The sequence below is a fragment of the Microbulbifer sp. VAAF005 genome (assembly GCF_030012985.1).
Classification (GTDB): Bacteria; Pseudomonadota; Gammaproteobacteria; order Pseudomonadales; family Cellvibrionaceae; genus Microbulbifer.
This window is the reverse complement of record NZ_CP120233.1, coordinates 2,372,799-2,397,500: the sequence shown is the minus strand read 5'-3', so window position 1 is coordinate 2,397,500 and position 24,702 is coordinate 2,372,799. Positions and strand designations below refer to the sequence as shown.

Genomic DNA, 24,702 nt, shown 5'->3' with positions numbered 1-24,702 from the left:
TGGAGCCGTCCTTGAAATACCACCCTGGTATGTTTGAGGTTCTAACTCTGGTCCGTTATCCGGATCGAGGACAGTGTATGGTGGGTAGTTTGACTGGGGCGGTCTCCTCCCAAAGAGTAACGGAGGAGTACGAAGGTGCACTCAGCATGGTCGGAAATCATGCAATGAGCATAATGGTATAAGTGCGCTTGACTGCGAGACAGACATGTCGAGCAGGTACGAAAGTAGGTCATAGTGATCCGGTGGTTCTGTATGGAAGGGCCATCGCTCAACGGATAAAAGGTACTCCGGGGATAACAGGCTGATACCGCCCAAGAGTTCACATCGACGGCGGTGTTTGGCACCTCGATGTCGGCTCATCACATCCTGGGGCTGAAGCCGGTCCCAAGGGTATGGCTGTTCGCCATTTAAAGTGGTACGCGAGCTGGGTTTAGAACGTCGTGAGACAGTTCGGTCCCTATCTGCCGTGGGCGTTGGAGATTTGAGAAGAGTTGCTCCTAGTACGAGAGGACCGGAGTGAACGAACCTCTGGTGTTCCGGTTGTCACGCCAGTGGCATTGCCGGGTAGCTATGTTCGGACGGGATAACCGCTGAAAGCATCTAAGCGGGAAGCCTCCTTCAAGATAAGATCTCCCTGAGGCCTTGAGCCTCCTGAAGGGCCGTGGAAGACTACCACGTTGATAGGCTGGGTGTGGAAGCGTTGTGAGGCGTTGAGCTAACCAGTACTAATTGCCCGTGCGGCTTGACCATACAACAGAGATGGTTACTAACGACTAGCTAAGCTAGCGGATTGTGAGTTAGAGACATACGATCGCTTGCGGTGTATTACTACAGATTGTTTTACCGACTTATTTGGGGTTATCGCCGGTCACCATCATGACCGAGGCAAACAGCGATAACACGGCAGGCCAAGCACATTGCTTATAAGACCAACGCCAACCCAAGCCAGTTTGCCTGACGACCATAGAGTTGTGGAACCACCTGATCCCTTGCCGAACTCAGAAGTGAAACGCAACATCGCCGATGGTAGTGTGGGGCTTCCCCATGTGAGAGTAGGTCATCGTCAGGCTTCTAATCCGAAAAGGGCCACCCAACAGGGTGGCCCTTTTTTTATGGCTGAAAAATATTTTAAAAAACAAAAATAAAAAAACTAAGAAAGGGAAGAAAGAGAGAGAGCAGAAAGTACTTGGCAAAAATTAAATAGAAAAAATAAAAGTAATTCTGAAAAACTTTAATGCTCAACTTTCTATTTAAAAAATCAGTCAGTAATTAAAAAAAGAAAAACCTAAAACTACCTGAGCAGCTTAAACAGACGCTCTCCTAAAAAGCCTATAAAAATAGGTCTTTACCGACCTCCGTAGCAAACGCCTTTGCGTTCACTCAAAAAATAATCCAACAAAAATAACTCGCGTAAAAACCAGAAAAGTACCCATACCACTCCCGCCAAAAATTAAATTTAGCCGGTAAAAACATCGGTGATTTTTTAGTCTCTGCAGTAATCCCCTGTAACCACGGGGCCTGTAGCCCGTTTATTAAAGTTATGCACAACTCTATCCAGACTTTCTGTTAGTAACACCTGGCTGTGGAAATCCGCGCAAAAAGTGCTGCTTTTTTACCCGCCTTCAATAGAGCCAAGCAACCACGGGGCTGGCAGGGGATATCCCGGAGTTATACACAGCTCTATCCATGGTTTCTGTTGGTAACAAAGACGCCATAAAACGGACATCAGTTATTAACAGTGTTATGAGCGATAAATCTGTGGATTACTGCGGCTGATTGGTACGCCAGTATGTGAGAGAAGAAAAGTTTGGGGATAAAAAAAGCCCCACAAAGTGGGGCTTTAAAAATGTCGTCTGTATCTCTTATTTATTCAGAGGCAGTAGGTACTCGTCCCAGGTCTCCTTCCATCTCGGTGGTCAGGAAAGACATTACAACCCAGGCCGCTACATTCTGGCGAAGATTCTCAGGGTCGACTTTATCCAGGGTATCGTTGGGTGTGTGGTGATAATCGAAGTAGTCGGTACCGTCCTGGTATAGACCAAAGGCTGGTACACCGCGCGCAACAAACACACTGCTATCTGGGCCACCGTAAGATTCATTATTTCCGCGCTCAATACCCAGCGGTGCGAGGAGTCGCATCATTTGATCTGCAATATCAAATTTGCTCTCAGGGAGGCGGGTATCGAAACGCCAGATTTTCCCTGCTCCAAAGTCTGACTCGGAAACGGCAATAATATTGTCCAGCTCTTTTACGTGCGCCTCAACATATTGCTTAGCACCTACCAGACCAATTTCCTCTGCACCAAACAGCACGACTCGTAATGTACGACGGGGGCGCTGTGGCAGCTCAGCAATGAGACGTGCAGTTTCCATAACAATGGCAACCCCAGCTCCGTCGTCCAAGGCCCCGGTGCCTTCATCCCAGGAATCCAGGTGTGCACCGATAATCATGACTTCTTCAGGTTTCTCACGGCCAGTAATTTCACCAATGACATTAAAAGAAGGGCCGTCACTCAGTCGCTCAGTTTCAACTTCAAGTTTTACCTGGACTGGCTTGCCGCGTTGGAGCATAGCCTCGAGCAGGTTTGCATCAGGAGCGGAAAGTGCGAGTGCAGGAACTGGGTTTTCCACATCATCAACCGACATCATACCGGTGTGGGCAAATCGGTCTGAGTCGGTTCCTACGGAGCGCAACAGCATGGCAACAGCTCCTTTTTCAGCGGCAGCACGCATTCCCAGCTTGCGACCTTGCGCTGCAGGGCCGTAGCCATCCCCCGTGCGCGCTCTCTCCATACGCTTATTGATAAAAGCGATTTTACCTTTCACTTGGCTGGCCGGGGCCTTCAACAGGGCCTGCACATCGGGAAACTCAATAATTTCCGCTGTTAACCCTCCCTCAGGAGTGGCGGCGCCATAGCCGAGGGAGGAGACAACTAGTGGCTGGGGGAAAGGGGATATGACTTCGGCGTGAGCATGGCCACGAATCCAGCGGGGTACCTCAATTTGCTCGGTATAGACGCGATCAAAGCCAAATGCCTTCATTTTGTCTTGTGCCCAGGCAACGGCTCTTTCATCGCCCTCAGTGCCTGTCCGTCGTGGTCCAACCTCGACGGTCAAAGACTCTACAATACTGTAGGCGTCGGAGCTTTCCAGTGCCCGGTCACGTAACACTTCCGCCACAGATACATCTTCCTGTGACAGAGGGGCTGCCTGGGCTATTCCCAGTGCCATGGTAGTGATCAGTCCCCCGGTAAGGGAAAGCAGTGGTTTCAACATCGGTCTATCCTTTGTTAATACTCTTCAGTCTTAAGCTTTTGGCTCGTTATTTGATGAGGCCGCGATCAGTTGCTCGCGAATTTCACGTAACTTACGCAGGCCTTTTTCTGTAAATAAGTAGGGCGGTTCGCCAGTATATTCGCTGTCTTCAATATTGAGGCAACGTTGTCGCATCTCTTCAAGCTTTGGGTCGTGTCGCATTGGGCAGGCGAGGAGTGCTCGCCATTCAGTATCGCTGGCTTGCCCGGTGATTACATCTTCAAGGCCCTTAACAAAACTGCCCCGGTCCATTCGAAATCTGGGTCTGCGCAGGTGCATAAGAACCCAAACCACAATAACAAAGGCAATGAAAGAAAGAATAAGCGTTGCCAGCCAGGTCACGATATCAATCCTCCACTAATAGTTTTATTGCCACAGCAATGGTGGCAACAATGATTACCGGTTTGATAATACTGGCACCTCTTGCAATCACGAGGTTGGAGCCGAGACGAGCTCCTACAACCTGGGCAAAAGACATAGCGATAGCGAGCAAGAGAAAAATATGGCCTCCAGCGATAAAAATTAGCATAGAGGTCACATTGGTAGCGAGCACAATAGGTTTTGTTGATGCCGTAGCCGCACGCATATTGTAGCCGAGTAGCGCTGCGAAGGCGGCTGCACAGATAGACCCCATCCCGGGGCCAAAGAAGCCCCCGTAAAAACTGAGCCCACCGCCGACAACTAGATTAAAAGTAACGTTACTGATTCTGGGTTTTGAATCAATGTCGGAAATGCGGGGGGATAGAATAAAGTAGAGGGCAATAGCAATGAGCAGGATGGGAAGTAAGGTATTGAGGCCAGCCTCCCCAAGTGAAGCGACTGTTAAGGTGCCTAGGCAGGAACCGATAATTGCAGCAAGTAGTCCTGGCCAGAGGGGGCGTAAATTCAACTGGCCTTTTTGCAAGAAGTTAATGGTGGATGATAGGGTGCCAAAGACGCTTTGAAACTTATTGGTACCGAGAGCATCGAGAGGGGGAATGCCCGCCCAGAGTAAAGCGGGGAGGGTGATTATTCCCCCTCCCCCGGCGATCGCACTGACAAAGCCTGCGGTAAAGGCGATTACTGTCAGTATCAGGTAGGTATAAGTAGAAAGCTCACTACTTAACTGTATCACGAGTGGACTGGTTACCCCTTTTCAAGAGTACTTTCATCATCGTGGTAGTACCCCTGATACTTGCTAAAGCGCTTTTGGATCTCTGCCATGTCCTGTTCCAGATTGCCGCTGGGCTGGTACAGAGAGTCAATGCAAATACGCTTATTGGGGAAGTCCCAGGCAACAAGCAAAATAGGCACTTGGGCAGTATAGGAAATCCTTAAAAAACCGCTCTTCCAGCGCCCTACTTTTTTGCGAGTTCCCTCGGGAGTAATCCCCACCCACATTTTTTCATTTTCCCGGTAACTCGATGCAACTTGTAGAGCGATATTACCTGCGGCGCGCCTATCGGTAGGAACACCTCCAAGCCACATAAATAGCCGTTTAAACGGGAAGAAAAAAGCTTCCTTCTTCATGAGCCAGGAAATTTTAATACCCAAGGCCATAATAAATGGCATGGCAACCACAAAATCCCAATTGGATGTGTGGGGAGCCAAAGCCACCATGACTTTCCTTTCTGGAGGGATTTCCCCATCCATTCGCCAGCCGAGCATCTTGATTATCAACTTGCCAATAGCTTTGGTGATGCGATTGCCCAGCTGAGGTACTTCATTGGGTACTTCAGTAGGTATTTCTACAAACTGACTCATTATTTGCCTCTTTTTACTGCTGTCACACTAAGGTTTTAGCAAAGGTATTTAGCCTTGCTGCTTTAGTGTTCCCGCGTGGCATAAAAGCGAACTTCCGGATAGCGCTCTTCAGCCAATTGTAAATTAACACGCGTCGGTGCCAGGTAGGTCAGGTGTCCGCTGCCATCGAGTGCCAGGTTGGTACTGGCCTTGCGCTTGAAATTCTCTAGTTCTTTGGCACTTTCACTATCTACCCAGCGCGCAGTATTCACGTTGACGTTTTCGTAGATGGCTTCAACTTTGTATTCGTCTTTCAATCGGTAGGCGACTACTTCGAACTGTAGTACACCAACTGCGCCCACGATAATGTCGTTGTTATCCAGTGGGAAAAATACCTGGGTGGACCCCTCTTCAGAAAGCTGTTGAAGTCCTTTCTGCAATTGCTTTAATTTTAGAGGGTCTTTTAAACGTATGCGACGGAACAGCTCCGGGGCGAAATTGGGAATGCCGGTAAATTTCAGTGCTTCGCCCTCGGTAAAGGTATCGCCGATCTGGATAGTACCGTGGTTGTGCAAACCAATAATATCGCCGGCAATGGCCTCTTCTACGTGGGTTCGGTCGCCAGCCATAAATGTCACCGCATCGGCAATTTTTACATCCTTGCCAATGCGCACATGCTTCATTTTCATACCGCGATTGTAGGTGCCGGAGCAGACACGCATAAAGGCAATTCTATCGCGGTGTTTGGGGTCCATATTTGCTTGGATTTTAAAAACAAAGCCGGAGAACTTATCTTCGCTGGGCTCTACTTTTCTCTCTTTGGTTTCCCGGGATTGAGGAGGGGGCGCCCACTCAACGAAACCATCGAGCATTTCCCTTACACCAAAATTACCCAGGGCCGTACCAAAAAATACCGGGGTCAATTCACCGGCAAGATAAGCTTCCAGGTCAAACTCATGAGTGGCTCCACGAACCAATTCAATCTCTTCCCGAATATCCTCGGCGTACTCGCCAAGTAGTGCGTCAGCCTCAGCGGAGTCCAGCCCCTTAATTTGAATATCATCGGGAATTCTGTGGCCCTGACCCTGGGAGAATACATGGATGGTATCGGTGTAGAGGTTATAGACCCCCTTGAAACCTTTTCCTGAACTCAAAGGCCAATTGATAGGGGCAGCCTGGATATTCAGAACTTCTTCAATCTCATCCATTACCTCGATCGGGTCGCGAATATCCCGGTCGAGTTTGTTGATAAATGAGAGAATCGGCGTTGTTCGCAAGCGGCACACATTCATCAACTTGATGGTGCGGTCTTCCACACCTTTGGCCCCGTCAATCACCATCAGTGCGGAGTCGACGGCTGTGAGTACCCGGTAGGTATCTTCAGAGAAGTCTTCGTGCCCCGGTGTATCCAGTAGGTTTACAGTCCTCTCTTTGTAGGGGAACTGCATAACGGAAGAGGTAACAGAAATACCGCGTTCCTGTTCCATCGTCATCCAATCAGAGCGTGCGTGGGGACCTTTTTTCCCCTTAACGGAGCCCGCTTGCTGAATTGCATTCCCGAACAAAAGAAGCTTTTCGGTCACGGTTGTTTTACCGGCGTCCGGGTGGGAAATAATGGCGAAGGTGCGGCGGCCGGCAAAGCCTGCCAGGGAAGAACTTTGACCCATACTTTAAGATTCGATCACTGGATATTCGAAAAAAATAGGGGCGTATTATACACGCAGGCGTTGCTCCGAGGGTGCGGTATACTGCGAAATTAGACTTGTCAGTTTACCAGCTCGGCGAATGGGGTCATGTCAATGGGCTGAGTTGCCAGCGGGACTGGCACACCTGGACAATTTGCTCAAATCCATTTGGATTAACACTGTACTCTGTTGTGGCCAACAGTCATCGAGGTGCTTTTAGCGGTGCAGTGGCAAACTCAGTTATTGAAGGGGAGAGGTTATGAGCCGGGAGCGTTTAAAGGCATTGCGGGAAGAGTTGCAGCGGCAGGGTGTCGATGCTTTCTTGGTACCCCGGGCTGATGAGTACCAAAATGAAAGTGTGCCTGCGGCAGATGAGCGACTGCCCTGGCTGACAGGTTTCACTGGTTCCGCAGGAATGGCTGCGGTAGGCAGTCGAGAAGCGGCATTGTTTGTTGATGGTCGCTATACCTTGCAGGCGCAGCAACAACTTGGTGATCAACCCATTGAGTTAATGAGCCTCAGTCAAGTCGCGATCATTGAGTGGCTATGTAGTCAGCTGGATGCCGGTCAGTCTCTGGGGTATGACCCGCGACTGCACACGGAGCCGGGATTGGCCTTGATCAAGAAGCGATTGGCCGAAAGGGATATCCAACTGCAGCCGATGGAGCAGAGCCCCGTTGATGCCATCTGGAATGACCGCCCTGCATCTCCCTGTGGGCCTGCGCGCCCACACCCCTTCATCTTTACTGGTGAGCATTCCAAAGAGAAACGGCAGAGGATTGTCCGACGTCTCGTAGAAAAACGAGCCGATGCTTTATGGCTACCAAACCCTGAAAGCTGTGCTTGGCTTTTTAATATCCGTGGAGAGGATATTCCACACTTACCAGTGGCCTTGGCTAATGCAGTACTTTACCGGGATGGCAGTGCCACTCTTTACTTGGGGGAGGGCGCTGTAGGGGATGCGTTGATTGAGCACTTGGATAAAGATGTAAGTCTAGTCGTGGCCAAAGGGGAATTATTTGAAAATATTAAGCGCCGCCACGTCAATAAAATATGGATAGATCCCCTGATTAGCAACAGTTGGACTTTACAGCAATTGCGGGCACTGGATATTGAACTAATGCTGGAAGGTGACCCGGTCACTGAAGCCAAGGCCTGTAAGAATGCGATTGAACTGGCAGGCAGCCAGGCTGCACACGAAAGGGATGGTGCTGCGGTGTGTGAATTCCTGGCGGAAATACCTGAACAGGTTGCCACAGGCCATTTTGACGAATTGTCCGCAGTAAAGCTTTTACGAAGTAAAAGAGAGGCTCGCGAAGGCTTTCAGGGCAACAGTTTTGAGACAATTTCCGGCTATGGTCCGAATGGGGCCATTGTTCACTATCGGGTGAGCCCTGAATCCAGTTTGGCTATGAAGCCAGAAGGGGTATATCTGTGCGATTCTGGAGGCCAATATCCAGATGGCACCACCGACATTACCCGAACAGTCGCTCTGGGTGAGTTCCCACCTTCGGCAAAAGAAAATTTTACCCGGGTTTTAAAGGGACATATTGCAATTGCGACTTTGCGATTCCCCAGGGGGACTTGTGGAGAGCAAATTGATGCGCTTGCACGTCGCTCGCTGTGGGAGGTGGGTCTGGATTATGCCCATGGTACCGGTCACGGTGTTGGCAGTTTCTTAAGTGTTCACGAGGGTCCACAGCGGATAGGTAAAGCTGTAACAGGTGTTGCTCTTCAGCCGGGGATGATCGTTTCCAATGAACCGGGGTTTTATCTCACTGGGCAGTACGGCATCCGTATTGAAAATTTGGTGTTTGTGAAAAAGAGCGAAAATTATCCAGATTTCCTAGAATTTGAAGAACTTACGTTAGCTCCGATCGACCGTAATTTGATTGACGTGGCACTACTTACTGAGACCGAGCGGGAATGGCTGAATCGCTACCACCAGAGGGTGCGGGATGTGATTACCCCATTGGTTACTGAAAAAACTGCCGAATGGCTAAAATTGGCAACTGAAGCTTTGTAAGGTTAAACCCTGGGGGCTGCTTGCCCCCAGGTAGTCTTAATTTTAATTTATCTCAAACTTATATCCAGCACCGTAGACAGAGTGTATTAACTCTTTATCGGGCATAAGCACCGATATTTTCTTGCGTACTTTTTTGATATGGCTATCAATAGTTCGATCGCTGATTACACGGTAATCGGAATAGATGCGATCCATGATTTGTTCACGGGAAAAAATTCGACCGGGCTCACTGTAAAGCAGGTCAAATAGATGGAATTCCAGCGCAGTAAGGTTGGCGTCTTTGCCGCTAATTCGCAGTTGTCCGGTATTTCTATCTAAGTCAATGCCATTTGTTTGGGTTTGCTCCATTAACGGTCGACGGCGCAATACTGCTTTTACTCGGGCCACAAGCTCTCTGGGGCTGTAGGGTTTGCATACGTAGTCGTCGGCTCCAGACTCAAGGCCACGCAAACGATCGGGTTCTTCAATTTGCGCTGTCATAATAATAATGGGAACATCATTGCCTTTTTGGCGAATTTCTTCGCATATTTCCATCCCATGCCTCCCGGGTAGCATCAGGTCGAGAAGGATTAAATCTGGCTTCATGGATTCCATTTTGGGAATAACCTGATTACCATCGGAAATGATCTCGGCTTGATAGTTGGCAGCATGAAGATACTCCAGTAGTAAGTGCGCAAGCTCGGTTTCGTCTTCAACTATTAATATTTTGGCGCTCATAACTTCCTACCATTTAATCCTTTGGCTGAGGGGTAAAAAAATACTAATTTCAAGGCCGCCCAGCGTGGACGGAGTTGCAGAAATGCTACCCTCATGGGCTGTAACAATATTCTGGCAAATTGATAATCCCAAACCCGCACCGCCAGTCTCACGGCTTCGGGAACTGTCAGCCCTATACAGACGCTCAAACAGGTGTGGTATATCAGCACTAGCAACACCGGGAGCAGAATCGGCCAAAGTAATAATGGCTGTTCGGGCTTCACAGCGAGCTGCTATTTTAAGTTGTCCTCCACTATCGGTATAGCGCAGGCTATTGGTTAACAGATTGCTAAATAACTGGTTGAGGCGTGCTTCGTCTGCATAAACAAGCTTGTCTTCCGATAGTTGGAGGTTACTACTTAAACAAATATCTTTCTGTTCGAATGGAATTTCAAAGTCTTCGATAATGCTTCGTAGGGTTTTTTCCAGGGAAATGTCGGATTTGCAGTAACTCAAAGCGCCTGCGTCAGAGAGCGATAACTCATAGAGGTCATCTATTAAGCGACTCAATTGTTGAATTTTGCTATGTAGTATACGCATGTTCTCTGGTGAAGCTGATCTGATACCATCCTGAATGGCCTCAATCTGCCCTTTTAATACTGCAAGAGGTGTGCGCAGTTCATGTGAAATATCTGCCATCCAACGGTTTCGGGCATGTTCATTGGCCTCCAAAGTTGCAGCGAGGCGATTAAAGTCAGCGCTTAACTGGCCCAGTTCATCCCTCTGTTCTATGTCAATGCGGATCTTGAAGTTGCCCGATGTCAGTTGGGATGTGGCTTCGGTTAACTTGCGAATAGGCCTGACCAACTGCCAGGCAAGGGGTAGGGCTATTGCCAGTGCCAGAATGAAAGTGGCAATAGAAATAATAGCGAAGGTTTGTGATTGCTCTTTCACAAATCCCACTGCTAAGTCGTCATCGAGCACAGGTAGTGGGTTGATAGCTAGGTAACCAACAGTTTCCCCATTTACGACCAATGGCTGCATCGCCATATTCTCAGACCCTGAAAAACGGCCTATCAGGGGCCTTTTCTCTTTGTTTAATAGGGTTAGACGACCGCTTAGTGATTTGCCCCCGGAGTGTTCAGGTGGGGGTTCCGGTGGCCGGTGAGGGCCTCTCCTGCTCGGAGGTGGGCGGCGTGGGTGAGGTGGGGGTGACATATCCCCAAAGTAACTGGGCATAACTTGCATATGAAGCTGTTGCCAGCGCAAGCCATTGCCATCCATGGATTGCCAGCTCCCCTCGCTGGCGTAGATACTCTGTAACTCATCCACCAGATCGCCCACTTCGCGCAATTCCTGGGACTGGATATAGTTCATGAAGCCATGATTAAAGCTCCATTGAAAGAATACGAACATTCCGCCAACAGTAATTGCAGTAGTTAATAAGAAAGCGAGACTGAGTTTATAGCGAATATTTAGCGACATAGCCGATAGCTTGGGACTCCAATAGCCTGAGTTCATAGAGGGCTTGAGTGTAGTTTACTGTGCCGGCATTCGGAAAATACTAGCCAGGAGAGTAAGCCTACACTTACAGCAAATGCCAGAGCAATCTTTTGACACCCAATGAACCTGCCTCCCGATAAGGGTAGGTGGGGTGAGCTGAGATTGGCTTGGTAATCCAAAGCTGTTGTTGGGGCCTCCATGCCCTGAAATATGTAAGAATAAGAATAGCTCTTACGTGTGTTTACCGGTTGGTTGTCACCGGCTGGGCAGGTCAATACCGGAGCCTTGCCCTATGGGTGATGTGGAAAAGCGGTGTAATATAAGCTCACGCTTGTCGAGCTGGATAAACAGGGTTGCAAGAATCCTCTTTCCTCCGCGGCTCCATGTGCTGTGGTCATGGGCATTAAGGGTAACGGTGATTTGATTGAACCCTGGTTTAAACAGTTTGTCAGGTAGATGTAAATCTGGACCATATACTCGTTGTATTTTCTTGCCATTGATATAAAGGTGGGCATGGCCTTCTAGAAATTGCTCTGAGGTGTCATTGGCATAGCGAGGGGACTCCAGCTCGAACCGATCATAGTTTATATGAAGGTTATAACCAGACATTTTATCGCGGCGAATATCCAGTTCGATACGAGGTGCGGCATTGTGTAGGGGTATCTCAACTACAGGGTGCTGATCGCCTTTATGGCCAGCATGTGGATCTTGCTGTGCTGTGGCGGAGTTAGCTAGTCCCCAAATAATGGATCCCACTATTAGGGTTCGTAGAATTTTCATAATAGTCTCAATCCCAGGTTTGGGGGCAGCACTTAATATTTAGTCGTGAGTTGTCGTTGTGAATACCCCAAGGTGCTCGTGTTATCTGTTTAAAGGGCCGTTATCTCCAAACATCTCCCCCGCCAGGTATTGATCTTCGGGAAGAGAGGGTAGCCGCAGCGCTTTTTGCGGCTCCATGGAGATATCTGCTGCCCAAATCAAACAACTCAGTTTTAAATGTCAGCACATCAAGTTACTGTGTTGAGCATTCACTGATAATGGTTTGGTCATCTAACTTGCCATAAAAGCGGGGCCCAAAAGTGTAGGGGAAAGCGGGAACCAGCTCGCCGTCATCATCGACAGTTACTGTCAGGTGGTAGTGGTATCCTAGCTCGTCATCTGTATGGCCGTTATGCTGGTCTAAATAAACTCCACCTTCATTGGTCAGATCTTCATCCCAATAATAGTCCTCATAGAAAAAGCCAGCGGTTGTTGTGAATTCATTGCCGGAAAGAGATGTATAAGAGTCACTTGTCGTAGGGCCGGTATTGGATGTTGTTTCAACCCCCTGAGAAAGGTCATACTCATCCACCAACAGGCAGCTTCTCTCACCTGCAACTCCACAACCACTCTCTGAAGTGGGGTCGTCATAGTCGCGCACTGCCCAGCTGCTTTCTGCGAGTTCCCCCTCGCCTTCCCAAGGGCCGTAGATTGCATAACCATCAGCGGTATAGCCGTAAATTGGGGAGTGGTCATCGCCTATATCGCCGACGAGGTCGGCAAGGCAGTCGCTGTAAAAGTGGTGGTGATAATCTCCATTTGCAGCATGTCCACCACAAATATCAACATCGTAGATCTCCGCGACTGGTGCCAGGGTTTGCCAAGTACCATCCACAGATTGGCCATCTCCCCAGTCATAAATAGAGACGCCATTTACCCAATAGCCCTGCACTCCGAGTCCGGTTGCACAGTCTTCTGTGGCGGGTTCGGGCTCGGCAGGAAAATATCCAACATGAGAGACGTTTTCTGGGCAAACAAGCCCCGGGGGCCAAAATCCATAGCCAGCATCAACGTCGCAGGTGCCTATGTTTGTGTAGCCAATATCCTGCCCAAAACTGACAATATCCCCGACACTTACTGTGGGGCTGCCTGTCTCGAAGTCAGAGGAGGCAAATGGACGTTCAAGTAGTCCGTCGAGAATGCTCTGGGTAATTTCAATTTCATAGTCGGGGACCCCTGTTGCTGAGACAACAGTATATTCCTTACCATCTACAGTTTCAGTCTCAACACTCTGGACATTTACCAAAACTTGTTCATTGCTATCATTTTCGTAAATGTAGGGAGCGCGCTCGTCGTCGGTATTCATGATCCAGACACCGGTATCAGTGCTGGAATCTGAGTCATCAGAAGAGGTTTCAGAGGAGTTGTCATCATCAGAGGACGAACTGCTATCGCATCCCTGTAGTGCTCCGAGAGATATTATTAACGCTAGTGCATAAGAGAATGCCGGTTGGCCAGTCCGGTCTAGAATTTTCATTATTGTCATATTACACCATGGCTTGAGGAGAGGTTGCGCCTCGAACTTAGCGTACAAAAGTGAACGAAATGTGGATGGCCAGCCAGCTTGAATTTATACCCGCTATTAACTCCTGATTTTTTCTGATTTATGCCTTGGATTTAAAGTCGATGTTCCACCAATTAAATAAAATATAGGTATTTTATTGTGGGATACCTAATAGGTGTTTAATCGTTGAATATCGATTCATAATATATTCTTCTACTTTAGTGTGAGCGTTTTCTTCAGAAGACCTCCGGCCTTCAATTAGCTTTTAGGTTGACTAAGTTTGGCAATTTGTTTGTTGCCCCCAAGAGGTGATGTTGAAAAACGATGAAGTACTAGTTCCTTCTTATCGAGTTGCACAAATAAGGTTGCCAGTATTCGCTTTCCACCACGGCTCCAGGTGCTATGGTCGTGTGCGTTGAGAGTTACAGTGACTTGGTTAAAACCGGGCTTTAGTAATTTTCCGGGAATATGTAAATCTGAGCCATAAAGGCGTTGGATTTTTTCCCCATTGATGTAAAGGTGGGCGTGCCCCTCTAGAAACTGCTCAGAATCATCATTGGCAAAGCGAGGAGATTCCAGTTCAAACCGATCGTAGTCAATATGTAGGTTATAGCCGGACATATCGTCGCGGCTCATGTCCAGTTCGATTCTGGGGGCGGCAACATGCAGAGGTATCTCTATCACTGGATGCTGATCGCCATTGTGGCCCGCGTGAGGATTTGGCTGTGCCGCATACGCGGTCATAGAGGCTGAAACGATCCAGGCCAAAGACCCAGCGATAAAGAACCTGTGCATTTTCATTTAACTCTTACTCCCAAGTTTGAATATGAGTTAGCGACCAACGGTGGTTGAGCACCGATTGACGATAGTTTGGTCATCCAGTTTGCCGGCAAAGCGCGGGCCGAAGGTAAATGGGAAAGCTGGAACTAATTGGCCATTGCTGTCTTGCGTCACTGTCAGGTGGTAGTGATAACCTCTTTCGCTGTCAGTGTGTCCATTGAATTGATCCAAGTATTCGCGACCTTGCGCCGTAAGGCTTTCATCCCAGTAGTAATCCTCGTAGAAAAAACCTGCAGGAGTTTCAAATTCATTTCCGGATTGAGAAGTGTAGCTGCCGCTGGTAGTGGGGCCGGTGTTATTTGTATTGGAAACACCGCGATCAATATCATATTCATCTATTAGCAGACAGCTGCGTTGCCCGGCAACACCGCACCCGGTATCAGAGCGAGGATCATCGTAATCCCGGATTGCCCAGCTGCTTTTAGCTAGAACACCTGTGTCTTCCCAAGGGCCATAAATTGCGTATCCATCGGCAGTGTAGCCGTAAATTGGAGAGTGGCCATCTGCGGTATCTCCGGCAATTTCAGCTAGACAGTCACTGTAAAAGTGATGGTGGTAATCGCCGTTGGCCGCATGGCCACCACAGATATCCACGTCATAAACTTCTGCCATGGGGGCCAGGGTGTGCCATGTATTATTTACAGACTGCCCGTCACTCCACTGGTAAATAGAGGTCCCATTTACCCAGTAGCCTTGTACGCCAAGCCCAGTTTCACAGTTATCTGTGGATGCTTCTGGTTCAGCAGGAATATAGCCTACATGGGAAACGTTTTCGGGACAGACGGGGCCGGGGGGCCAGAAACCGTAACCTGCCTCAGAGCCGCAGCTGGAATTACTGCGATAGCCGATGTCCTGGCCAAAGCTAACAACCTCACCTGCCTGCACCTGGGGGTAGCCACTGACAAAATCTGAAGAGGCTTTTGGGCGGTTAATGAGTGCGTCTAATATTTCCTGTGTTATTTCAATTTGATAGTCCGGGATACCGGTAGCTGATATACGGGTATATTCTTTTCCGGCAACGGTCACAGGCTCAACACTTTGCACGTTAACCAGTACCTGCTGATTACTGTTATTTTCGTAAATATAGGGCGCACGTTCGTCCGTTGAATTGACAATCCAAGTAATGTCTGAGTCGCCTGTTGTTGAATTTTCCTCGTCGTCTGAAATGGTGGAATTATCTGAGGAGTCGGAATTGTCTTCGTTTACGTCCGTAGACGAGTCCCCATTATTACCAGATGTATCTTCTGTTTCATCGATAGACGTTTCTGATGAATTATCTACTGTAGTATCTGTTGAGTTTTCTTCCTCTGCTACATCGTCGTTTGAGTTGGTGGAGGAATCTGCATTGTTATTTCTAGTGTTTTCCGAATTATTATTTTGCCAGTTTCTTCCGTTGCTATTACGAACAGGTACTTCCCTAACCGAACGTTGATCGTTGTTATGCCCCGAGCTGGGATTAGGTTGAGCCACAACAGTGGCTGCAGATAGCCAGACTAATGAGCCGGCAAGAAAGTACCCGTTAATTTTCACGAGAAGGTTACCTCAATTTATCTTTATTGGTTACCGCCCTACGGTTGTTGAGCATCGGCTGACAACAGTTTGGTCGTCCAATTTTCCGTAAAAACGCGGTCCAAAAGTGAAGGGAAAGGCGGGGATTAATTGTCCATCGCTATCGACAGTGACCGTAAGGTGATAATGGTATCCTCGCTCATCATCCGAATGGCCATTGTACTGATCTAAATAGACTCCACCTTGGGCCGTAAGTTCTTCATCCCAATAATAATCTTCATAGAAAAAACCAGCAGTTGTTTCAAATTCATTTCCAGAGGCCGAGGTATATGAATCGCTGGTGGTTGGGCCAGTATTAGAAGTGGTTTCTACACCTTGGGAAATATCGTATTCATCGACTAATAAACAGCTGCGTTCGCCGGCAACACCACAGCCACTTTCGGATGAGGTATCGTCGTAATCGCGAATAGCCCAACTACTTTCCGCCAATTCACCTTCACTTTCCCAGGGGCCGTAAATTGCATAGCCATCGGCAGTGTAGCCATAAATTGGAGAGTGGTCGTCACCAATATCGCCGACCATTTCTGCGAGACATTCACTGTAAAAGTGGTGATGATAATCGCCGTTTGCCGCATGGCCACCGCAAATATCAACATCGTAGGCTTCAGCGAGGGGGGCGAGTGTATGCCATGTATTATCAACACTCATCCCGTCACTCCATTGATAAATAGAGGTTCCGTTTACCCAATAACCTTGTACGCCTAAACCGGTTTCGCAACTATCAGTTGCGGGTTCAGGGTCAACGGGAAAATAACCAACGTGGGAAACATTTTCAGGGCAAACGGGCCCAGGCGGCCAAAAGCCATAGCCAGCTTCAGCGCCACAAGAAGAATTACTTTGGTAACCAATATCCTGACCAAAACTGACAATATCTCCGACGCTTACGTAGGGGCTGCCTGTTAGAAAATCAGAAGATGCTTTTGGGCGTTCCAGTAGAGCATCGAGAACGGTTTGTGTAATTTCGATAGTGTAATTTGGAATGCCAGTTGCAGAAACAACAGTATATTCTTTACCGTCGACAGTTTCAGATTCAACGCTTTGAACATTTACCAATACTTGTTCATTGCTGTTAGTTTCATAGGTATAGGGTGCGCGCTCATCATCAGTATTTAAAATCCAAACCCCGCTGTCGGCGCTTGAGTCTGAGCTGCCACTATCATCTGACGAGCCGTCATCGCTACTGGAATCTGAATCACTGCTACTGTCTTCCGCTGTAGTGTCTGATGAGTCAGATGAAGAGCTGCTGCCTCCACCACATGCCTGCAGTGCACCGGAAAGCAGTACCAAAGATATTGCATAGGGCAAAATGGACTGTCGATCCCTTTGAAAAATTTCCGTTAATTTCATATCACACCGTGAATTAGGAGGGGGTGAGTCTGAAATTAGCGTATAAAAGTGGAGAAAATGTGGACAAATATTGACCTGATTTGCGGTGTGATAAATTTCTTGGACCTTTTTTTTACTTTGTGCGTAAAGTCATAAGTATGGATTTTTTTTTAGCGATAAAAGGCAAAAACTAGGTTATTTAATCGTTTCTTTTAGGGTTATAATTTTTTATTTTTATTTTCTTGGAGAGAATATAATTCTCAATGAGATTTTAGCTGACTGATTGGTTCCCTATTGGCTTTTGGAAATTTATCGGGGGAGTGTGTTTCGGTCTGAAATTGTTGATCTATTCCGGACCGAAACAAAATGTAGTAAATAGCTGCTTTCTTTCTGGCCTAGCTACATGGGCGGTGGGCCAGGGGGAAAACCTCCCCGACTTCATCGGAGCAAACATTCACAATTGTCTGGTCATCGAGTTTGCCGTAAAAGCGGGGCCCAAAGGTATAGGGGAATGATGGTGTCAGCTGCCCTTCATCATTCAGCTCTACCGTTAGGTGGTAGTGATAACCACGTTCGCTGTCACTGTGCCCATTGTATTGATCCAGATAAGCGCCTTCCTGGTCGGTCAAATTGGAGTCCCAGTAATAGTCTTCGTAAAAAAAACCGCTGGTGGTTTGAAAAAGGTTGCCTGATAGGGACGTAAATGTATCGCTGGTACTGGGGCCGGATTGGGCAAGTGAATTTGTGCCCTGTGATAAATCGTATTCATCTACCAGTAAACAACGGCGCTCGCCTGTAATCCCGCAGCCGCTATTAGAGTCGGCATCGTCATAGTCTCTAGTGACCCAGCTACTTATTGCCAGTACACCATCGGCCTCCCAAGGGCCATAAATGGGATAGCCATCGGCGGTAAACCCGTAGACGGGGGAGTGGCTATCTCCAGTATCTCCAACCAAGTCGGCCAGGCAATCGCTGTAGAAGTGGTGGTGATAGTCTCCCCGGGCAGCGTGTCCACCACAAATATCAACATCGTACATCTCAGCGACAGGTGCCAAAGTGTGCCAGGTACCATTCACAGACTGTCCATCGCTCCACTGGTAGATAGAGGTTCCGTTGACCCAATAACCCTGCGGTCCGAGTCCACTCTCACAGTCTTCTTCCGAGACCTCTGGCTCAGTTGGAAAATAGCTGTTGTGGGAAACATTTTCTGGGCAGACCGGGCCCGGCGGCCAAAACCCAAACCCTGCTTCGGCGTAGCAGGTATTTGGATTACTGCTAAAGCCGATATCCTGGCCAAAACTCACGATATCGCCAATTTGTACTGTGGGGCTGCCATAGACAAAGTCGGTGTTTGCCTTGGGGCGATTGATTAGCTCGTTGTAAATAGCGGTGGTGATTTCAATTTCATAATCCGGGATGCCGGATGCAGTGACTTGACTGTATTCCCTGCCGTCGACAGTAACAGTTTCGATGCTTTGCACATTGACCAGGACCTGCTCATTACTATTGCTCTCATAGATGTAAGGCGCCCGTTCATCGTCGGTATTTAGCACCCAGGGGCTGCTGTCATCGCCAGTATCGTCGTCTGATGGAGGTGGGTCTGAATCGTCGTTGTCGCACCCTGTTAATGGTGTACAAACCAGAAGTATTGTCAGTGCGCTGATTAATAGGGTACGGGTTTGAAAGGGGAAACTCTCCTGAAGCCTCATCGAATCACCATCCATGTTTCGTAGTAAGAGAAGAAGGCGGGCTATGCTGCTGTCTGCCGGGGTTTGGAGGAATTTGAAGTTATCGGCAAAAATGGGAAGTAATGTGTACGCTGCCCGTTAAGGCACTGATTTCCTTGTGTTGTGTTTTTTTGGGGGGGGGATAGATATGGGCCCAATCAGGAGTGATTCGGCCCATAGATTGATCAGTTGGTTGACAGCTCGGGGCTGGTTGTTGTCTCTGCTGTGCGCTGGTGCGTATCGCGGCGCAGCCACCACCAGGAAACAAAGCCGAGAATCAGGTTTGATGCTGCTGTAGCGACAAACAGGCCGGTCATGCCCCACAGGCTGTTTCCAATCCAGGCTAGGGGCAGGTAGAGGCCCAGTACCCGCAGGAAAGAAATAACAGTTGCAGGCAGCGGTTTCCCGAGTCCATTGAATGCGGCATTGGCAGACATCACAAAGCCGTAGCCGGCATAGCTGAGAGGTACCAGGGTCAGGTAGGCAACAGCGACGGCGAGAACTTCAGTGGAATCACTGAACAGACTTACGATAGGTTCTGCAACAAAGTAGAGAAGCACCGCCAGTCCCGCTCCAAATACCAGGCAGAATCTTGCCAGTACGCTCACGGTTTCCCGCAGGCGGTCGGTCTTTTCCGCCCCGGCGTTCTGTCCCATAAAGGGGCCGACCACAGAGGAAAGTGCGTAAAACACAATGAGTGCCAGGGGTTCTACTCGGAGTGCGACTCCCAGGCCTGCGACGGCATCTTCGCCGTGCACGGCAACGAGTGCAACGACAACACCTCCGGATACGGGAATAATGACATTGGTGAGCACAGCGGGAAGCCCGACAGCCAACACTTTGCGCCAGGATTCGAGTAGGCCGCTCAGCCGCCATTGTGGGGCTGTCATTAGGTGTTCTTTTTTGATGATGAAGTAAAGTGCAGCAATAAAGCTCAGGGCGCGCACGATAATCGTAGCGATAGCTGCTCCCTGGAGCTCAAGCCGGGGAAAGCCGAAAAGCCCAAAAATCAAAATGGGGTCGAGAATCAGGTTCAGTAGGGCTACCGCCACCATAATACGGCCGGTTACCGCGCTGTTACCAATGGCGCGAAGAGCAGCGAGCGCGACGGTCGGGACAATGACAAAGATGGTTCCCAGATACCAGGGGATCATGTAATCGGCAATAAGCGGAAGCATATCGGGGCCGGCGCCCAGCAGCTCAAATAGAGGGCGCATGGTGGCCAGGCCGATTGCAGTAATCACAATAGCAATCAGCAGTGCCAGTACAGATGCGTCAGTTACCAGGCGGCGAACGTTCTTTATATCCCCTGCGCCGTAAACCCGGGCCACAGCCGAAGAGGTACCTGCGCCGAGGCCGATAGCAAAGCTGTTTATGGCCATCACTACCGGAAAGGTAAAACTCATCGCTGCCAGGGGGCCATCGCCCAGCTGGGAGACAAAATAGGTATCGGCGATATTAAAGGACATGGCGGCGAGAATTCCCCAGACCATGGGTAGCGCCAGTCTCTGTAAGTGACTGGAAACTGAGCCTTCCAGCAGTGATGGGCTGCTTTTTGATAGAGACATGTATAACTCTTGTCAATCCAACGAGGGGGTTGGGAAGTCGGGAATAGTGTTACAGAGCAGGAGTGGTTGCCTGCCGTTCAAGGCCTTGTCGGTAAGGCGGGAATTCCGAATGAGAGGCTCATTCTACGACTGAGTGTCATTCAGAGCGAGACTCATGAGTACAGCGTCCTCGCGCATGCCGTTTTGCGCGGGGTAATAATTTTTGCGTATCCCGTCTTCAGAGAAACCCAGTTTGCGATAGAGGGAGCGCGCAGCGAGATTGGATACCCGCACCTCGAGCAAAACTCGTTCAATTTCGCTGGGCAATTCCGTTTTCACGCTGTTTAGTAGTGCCTCAGCGAGGCCCTGTCGGCGTCGCGCTGGGGATACGGCAATATCCAGGATTTCTGCTTGGTTAAACAGACTACTGATCACGCAACAGGCGATAATGTCATCGCCTTGGATCAGGACCCAGCAGTAGTGGCCAGCGCTGAGACTCTGCTGGTATTGGGCTTCACTCCACGGATGACTGTGGGCACTTTTTGCCAACTGGGCCAGAGATGCACAGTCGTCGGCAACGGCGGAGCGCAACTGTAGCTCAGTGTAATTTAAATTGGTCATTCTGCGCGGGTTTCAGTCGGATAACTAGTGCGCAACAGATTCCACAGGGGGCGTTTAAGTTCGGGGGCTCGCAATAGTTGCGAGAGGCTGGGCGTACTAATTAAGCGGGCCCTCTGCCATTCGACAACCTGGCTTTCCAAAGGGATTGGAGTGCAAAAATCTTGAGCCTCACTACCCATCAGCCAGATGGATTTAACCGGCATGCGAGAATAAGAGGCCTCTAACCAGCTGGAGAATGTATCGCGAGCCTGTGAGGCGTCTTCGGCTGGACCAAAGCGATTTTCTGTTAAAGGCCATTGCAGGCGTTCCTGTTGCCGGGGGAGCTGGTGCCAGTGCAAGGCGCGGAGAATATTGTTGAACAGGGCTTCCAGGGGGAGAGCTGCACCGGGCTCGTGGCTGTCCACGGCCAGGAGTTCTTCCCCAATACGCCAGCAGTTCAAAACAAAAGGTTTAACATTGTGCTGGGGGGGGCAACAGGAGCCGGTGTCACTGCCACCGTCTCTTGTGGGCGTTTTGTCTGGTCGGTGAGAGCGCTTATTTCATCTAGCACACGGGCGTTGCGCTCCAGACTCTGCACCGGCTGGGTAATTATCTGATCTGCTGAGTGGGGCAGTGGATTTTGAGCTATTCCACTTGCAACCGGAGGCTGCTGAGTCCCAGGAGCCTCTTCGGCGGGAGGCAGTTCGGCCTGGCGAGGATCGGGTGCGAGCGGCAATACGAATCGGGGCACATAGCTTGGAACCCCAAGTACTGATAAATATTCCGCTCGCTGAAGCTCGTTCACTTATACGCCCTGTTTCTTACTCTCACTGCTGGCGAGCAAGTTTAACGCATCCATGTAGGCTTGTGCTGAAGCAATCAGGATATCCGTATCCGCGCCAACGCCATTGACCAGGCGGCCGTCCTTTTCCAGGCGCACTGTAACGGACCCTTGGGAGTCTGTTCCCTGGGTGACCGCATTTACAGAATACAGTTTTAAATCGGCGCCACTGTTTACCAGCTGTTCAATAGCTTTGAAGGTGGCATCTACGGGGCCGCCACCGCTGGCTTCAGTCTGCCGGAGTTCTCCGTCAATGGTGAGGCTGACAAAGGCCTGGGGGGCTGAACCGATTTTGGTGCGCACATCCAGGTCGCTCAGTTGGAACCGTTCCACTGGGGATTCGCCTCCGCTCACCAGAGACTGCAGATCTTCGTCAAAGATCTCATGTTTCTTGTCGGCGAGGTCTTTAAAGCGGGCAAATACCTGCTGGAATTCTTCGGTATCGGCGAATTCTACCCCCAGCTCTTCGTAGCGGGCGCGGACAGCAGCCCGGCCGGAGTGTTTACCGAGAACCAGACGGTTTTGACCCCAGCCTACATCTTCAGCGCGCATGATTTCGTAGGTCTCGCGGTGTTTCAGAACACCATCCTGGTGAATACCGGATTCATGGGCAAAGGCATTAGCACCGACAATGGCCTTGTTGGGCTGTACCGGGAAGCCGGTAATCGACGACACCATTCTCGAAGTGGGCACGATGTGGCTGGTATCCAGCCCTGTTTCTACCGGGTAGAGATCCTGGCGGGTTTGTACTGCCATAACGATTTCTTCCAGGGAGGCATTACCGGCGCGCTCTCCCAAGCCATTGATGGTGCATTCCACTTGGCGCACACCGTTCATCACGGCCGACAGGGAGTTGGCAACGGCGAGGCCCAGGTCGTTGTGACAGTGGGTCGAAAAGATGGCTTTGTCGGAGTTGGGAACGTTTTCGATAACGCGGCGGAACATAGCCCCATATTCTTCCGGCTCTCCGTAACCAACGGTGTCGGGAATATTGATAGTGCCGGCTCCTGCCGCAATAACCGCTTCGATGATGCGATACATAAATTCCGGCTCGGAGCGGCTGCCATCCTCAAGGGAGAATTCCACATCGTCAGTAAAGTTGCGCGCTGTTTGAACCGCTTTCACTGCCTGCTGCAACACCGCTTCCGGTTCCATTTGCAGCTTGTATTTCATATGGATTGGAGAAGTGGCAATAAATGTGTGGATACGCGAGGCGTTGGCATTCTTCAGGGCTTCGCCAGCGCGCACGATATCGGCATTGACCGCTCGGGCAAGGCTGCAAACCCGTGATTCGGTAACGGCTTCAGCGACGGCCTTGACCGACTCGAAGTCTCCGGGACTGGCAATCGCGAATCCAGCCTCAATGACATCGACACGCATTCTCTCAAGCATGCGGGCGATGCGAATTTTTTCCTCTCTCGTCATAGAGGCGCCAGGACTCTGCTCACCATCGCGCAGAGTGGTATCAAAAATGACTAACTTATCTTTTTTAGTGCTCATTTTCGTTTGTTCTCCTTATTTGCTTTGAGGCTAAACAGGGGGCCTTGCCGCTGTCTATGCATCGCTCAAATAAAGTTTGGAATTCTGTTGGGGGTGGGGGGAGAAAAATTATATGCCGCGCAGGGGCAGTCGTAGCGAGAAAGCTAGGGCAAGAAAAGACTGGCGCTGAGTGATAAATGGAGTCTTCATATACAACAGTTTCCGCGTTAGGTCGGATTCAGGGCATTATGAAGTGTAATCAAGTTAAAGGTCAATGCTGATCCTAATATTGGCGTTTAATTTTCCTATTTTGTTATATTATTTTCATTTATGTCGGGTTTTTGATGTTTTTATCCTTGCTTTGGTGGGCGGCCCCACTGGAGCTTTCAATGGGGCCCGCTCTTAAGGGGCGGTATCGGTCAATTTATGCAGAAACTGCCACAAGTCTCCGTGTAGTTGCTCTACCTCGCTGCGGCTGATACGGCTGTTGTCCAGCTGTGCTGTCACCCACTCTCTGGCTCTTGGTTTAAGGGCAAGGCCTTCCTTTGTCACAGTGATCAGGGTTATCCGTTCATCCAGATTGCTGCGGCGACGCTTGACCAGGCCGTTTTGCTCCATCCGCTTGAGCAGCGGGGTCAAGGTGCCGGAATCCAGCATCAGCCTCTGCCCCAGTGCACTGACGCTCTGCTCTTCTTCCGATGGCGCCTTGGTGTTGGCCCACTCCCACAGAACCATTAAAACCAGATATTGCGGATAGGTGATCCCCAATTCCTTTAGCATCGGCTGGTAGGCGCGGGTCATTGCTCGGGATGCGGCGTAGAGGGCAAAACATAGCTGGCGGTTCAGTGCCAGCTCGCCGGAATCGTCATCACAGACAACCATCAGAGCATGCGCTCGATTTCTGTCTCCAGGGATGCTGGTGCATCCTTCGGCGCGTAGCGTTTAACATTCTCGCCATTCTTGCCGATCAAGAACTTCGTGAAATTCCACTTAATGCCCTCGGTTCCCAATAGGCCCGGCGCACGTTTCTTGAGCTCCACAAACAGCGGGTGAGCTTCATCGCCATTGACGTCCAGCTTGGCGTAGACGGGGAAGCTGACTCCAAAGTTCAGTTCACAAAACTCCTGAATTTCCTCATCGCTACCGGGTTCCTGCTTGCCAAATTGATTGCAGGGAAAGCCCAAGACGGTAAATCCACGGTCTTTGTATTTTTTATATAAATCCTCAAGGCCCGCATATTGCTTGGTGAAGCCACATTTACTGGCCGTGTTAACAACTAGCACCACCTTGTCTTTGTAATCGGCCAGAGTGGTCTTTTGCCCATCAGCGGTTTGCACAGGAATTGAGTAGAGATCGGTCATTGGGAGAGCCTCGACGGTTTGTATTTTGCTAAATTTAGTTGTGCACAATCTTTTTTGCAACCGCTTTATTTGGGAGTAGCCCTTTTGCAGGCTTTATTGTGAGAATGATTACCAATTATATTATGCGCCAGATTGATAAAAC

General features: G+C 49.6%; 21 protein-coding genes and 2 rRNA genes (1 of these 23 cut by a window edge). 3 read left to right on the top strand and 20 right to left on the bottom strand.

The window, feature by feature from the left end; all coding sequences use genetic code 11:
- Both P0078_RS10560 and rrf read left to right on the top strand, forming a co-directional pair.
- Window positions 1–750 (top strand): 23S ribosomal RNA (locus P0078_RS10560) (it extends 2,132 nt beyond the left edge of the window).
- Between the two features lie 203 nt (window positions 751–953).
- Window positions 954–1,069, top strand: a 5S ribosomal RNA gene (gene rrf, locus P0078_RS10555).
- A gap of 797 nt (window positions 1,070–1,866) precedes the next feature.
- Here rrf and P0078_RS10550 read toward each other — a convergent pair.
- The 5 genes from P0078_RS10550 to P0078_RS10530 form a co-directional block, all read right to left on the bottom strand.
- Entirely contained in the window at window positions 1,867–3,276 is a 1,410-nt protein-coding gene (locus P0078_RS10550) for a M20/M25/M40 family metallo-hydrolase (protein ID WP_282934337.1), read from the bottom strand.
- A gap of 30 nt (window positions 3,277–3,306) precedes the next feature.
- The gene (locus P0078_RS10545) at window positions 3,307–3,657 is read right to left on the bottom strand and encodes a hypothetical protein (protein ID WP_282934336.1); all 351 of its coding nucleotides are present in this window, start codon (window positions 3,655–3,657) and stop codon (window positions 3,307–3,309) included.
- A 4-nt stretch (window positions 3,658–3,661) separates the two neighbouring features.
- Window positions 3,662–4,429, bottom strand: coding sequence for a TSUP family transporter (locus P0078_RS10540; RefSeq protein ID WP_282934335.1), 768 nt, complete (start codon window positions 4,427–4,429; stop codon window positions 3,662–3,664).
- Between the two features lie 11 nt (window positions 4,430–4,440).
- Entirely contained in the window at window positions 4,441–5,058 is a 618-nt protein-coding gene (locus P0078_RS10535) for a lysophospholipid acyltransferase family protein (protein ID WP_282934334.1), read from the bottom strand.
- A gap of 62 nt (window positions 5,059–5,120) precedes the next feature.
- Entirely contained in the window at window positions 5,121–6,704 is a 1,584-nt protein-coding gene (locus P0078_RS10530) for a peptide chain release factor 3 (RefSeq protein ID WP_282934333.1), read from the bottom strand.
- A gap of 277 nt (window positions 6,705–6,981) precedes the next feature.
- Here P0078_RS10530 and P0078_RS10525 point away from each other — a divergent pair, with 277 nt between their 5' ends.
- Window positions 6,982–8,748: an aminopeptidase P family protein gene (locus P0078_RS10525; protein ID WP_282934332.1), complete on the top strand. Its 1,767-nt coding sequence runs from the start codon at window positions 6,982–6,984 to the stop codon at window positions 8,746–8,748.
- 42 nt (window positions 8,749–8,790) lie between these two features.
- Here the strand turns inward: P0078_RS10525 and P0078_RS10520 are convergent, their stop codons facing one another.
- The 15 genes from P0078_RS10520 to P0078_RS10450 all read right to left on the bottom strand — a co-directional run bounded on the left by P0078_RS10520 (window position 8,791) and on the right by P0078_RS10450 (window position 24,560).
- The gene (locus P0078_RS10520; protein WP_282934331.1) at window positions 8,791–9,465 is read right to left on the bottom strand and encodes a response regulator; all 675 of its coding nucleotides are present in this window, start codon (window positions 9,463–9,465) and stop codon (window positions 8,791–8,793) included.
- 6 nt (window positions 9,466–9,471) lie between these two features.
- A complete protein-coding gene (locus P0078_RS10515; protein WP_282934330.1) occupies window positions 9,472–10,929 on the bottom strand; it encodes an ATP-binding protein in 1,458 nt (485 codons plus the stop codon).
- 273 nt (window positions 10,930–11,202) lie between these two features.
- Window positions 11,203–11,727, bottom strand: a complete 525-nt coding sequence (locus tag P0078_RS10510) for a hypothetical protein (protein WP_282934329.1) — start codon at window positions 11,725–11,727, stop codon at window positions 11,203–11,205.
- 232 nt (window positions 11,728–11,959) lie between these two features.
- Window positions 11,960–13,252, bottom strand: coding sequence for a YHYH protein (locus P0078_RS10505; RefSeq protein WP_282934328.1), 1,293 nt, complete (start codon window positions 13,250–13,252; stop codon window positions 11,960–11,962).
- Window positions 13,253–13,528: 276 nt separating this feature from the next.
- Window positions 13,529–14,071, bottom strand: a complete 543-nt coding sequence (locus P0078_RS10500; protein WP_282934327.1) for a hypothetical protein — start codon at window positions 14,069–14,071, stop codon at window positions 13,529–13,531.
- 30 nt (window positions 14,072–14,101) lie between these two features.
- Window positions 14,102–15,640 carry a YHYH protein gene (locus P0078_RS10495; protein WP_282934326.1) on the bottom strand — a complete coding sequence of 513 codons (1,539 nt, stop codon included), beginning with the start codon at window positions 15,638–15,640 and terminating at the stop codon, window positions 14,102–14,104.
- Window positions 15,641–15,670: 30 nt separating this feature from the next.
- Entirely contained in the window at window positions 15,671–17,026 is a 1,356-nt protein-coding gene (locus P0078_RS10490) for a YHYH protein (RefSeq protein WP_282934325.1), read from the bottom strand.
- A gap of 374 nt (window positions 17,027–17,400) precedes the next feature.
- The gene (locus P0078_RS10485) at window positions 17,401–18,714 is read right to left on the bottom strand and encodes a YHYH protein (RefSeq protein ID WP_282934324.1); all 1,314 of its coding nucleotides are present in this window, start codon (window positions 18,712–18,714) and stop codon (window positions 17,401–17,403) included.
- A gap of 203 nt (window positions 18,715–18,917) precedes the next feature.
- The gene (locus tag P0078_RS10480) at window positions 18,918–20,300 is read right to left on the bottom strand and encodes an MATE family efflux transporter (protein ID WP_282934323.1); all 1,383 of its coding nucleotides are present in this window, start codon (window positions 20,298–20,300) and stop codon (window positions 18,918–18,920) included.
- 123 nt (window positions 20,301–20,423) lie between these two features.
- On the bottom strand, window positions 20,424–20,900 hold the full coding sequence (gene rimI / locus P0078_RS10475) for a ribosomal protein S18-alanine N-acetyltransferase (RefSeq protein ID WP_282934322.1): 477 nt from the start codon (window positions 20,898–20,900) through the stop codon (window positions 20,424–20,426).
- The gene (locus tag P0078_RS10470; protein ID WP_282934321.1) at window positions 20,897–21,340 is read right to left on the bottom strand and encodes a uracil-DNA glycosylase family protein; all 444 of its coding nucleotides are present in this window, start codon (window positions 21,338–21,340) and stop codon (window positions 20,897–20,899) included. The genes rimI and P0078_RS10470 overlap by 4 nt, the downstream gene beginning before the upstream one ends.
- Window positions 21,337–21,684, bottom strand: coding sequence for a hypothetical protein (locus P0078_RS10465; RefSeq protein WP_282934320.1), 348 nt, complete (start codon window positions 21,682–21,684; stop codon window positions 21,337–21,339). Before P0078_RS10465 ends, P0078_RS10470 begins: the two co-directional genes overlap by 4 nt.
- Entirely contained in the window at window positions 21,685–23,220 is a 1,536-nt protein-coding gene (locus P0078_RS10460) for a 2-isopropylmalate synthase (protein ID WP_282934319.1), read from the bottom strand.
- Window positions 23,221–23,601: 381 nt separating this feature from the next.
- The gene (locus tag P0078_RS10455) at window positions 23,602–24,081 is read right to left on the bottom strand and encodes a MarR family winged helix-turn-helix transcriptional regulator (RefSeq protein ID WP_282934318.1); all 480 of its coding nucleotides are present in this window, start codon (window positions 24,079–24,081) and stop codon (window positions 23,602–23,604) included.
- Window positions 24,081–24,560: a glutathione peroxidase gene (locus tag P0078_RS10450; RefSeq protein WP_282934317.1), complete on the bottom strand. Its 480-nt coding sequence runs from the start codon at window positions 24,558–24,560 to the stop codon at window positions 24,081–24,083. The genes P0078_RS10455 and P0078_RS10450 overlap by 1 nt, the downstream gene beginning before the upstream one ends.
- Window positions 24,561–24,702 lie beyond the last annotated feature (142 nt).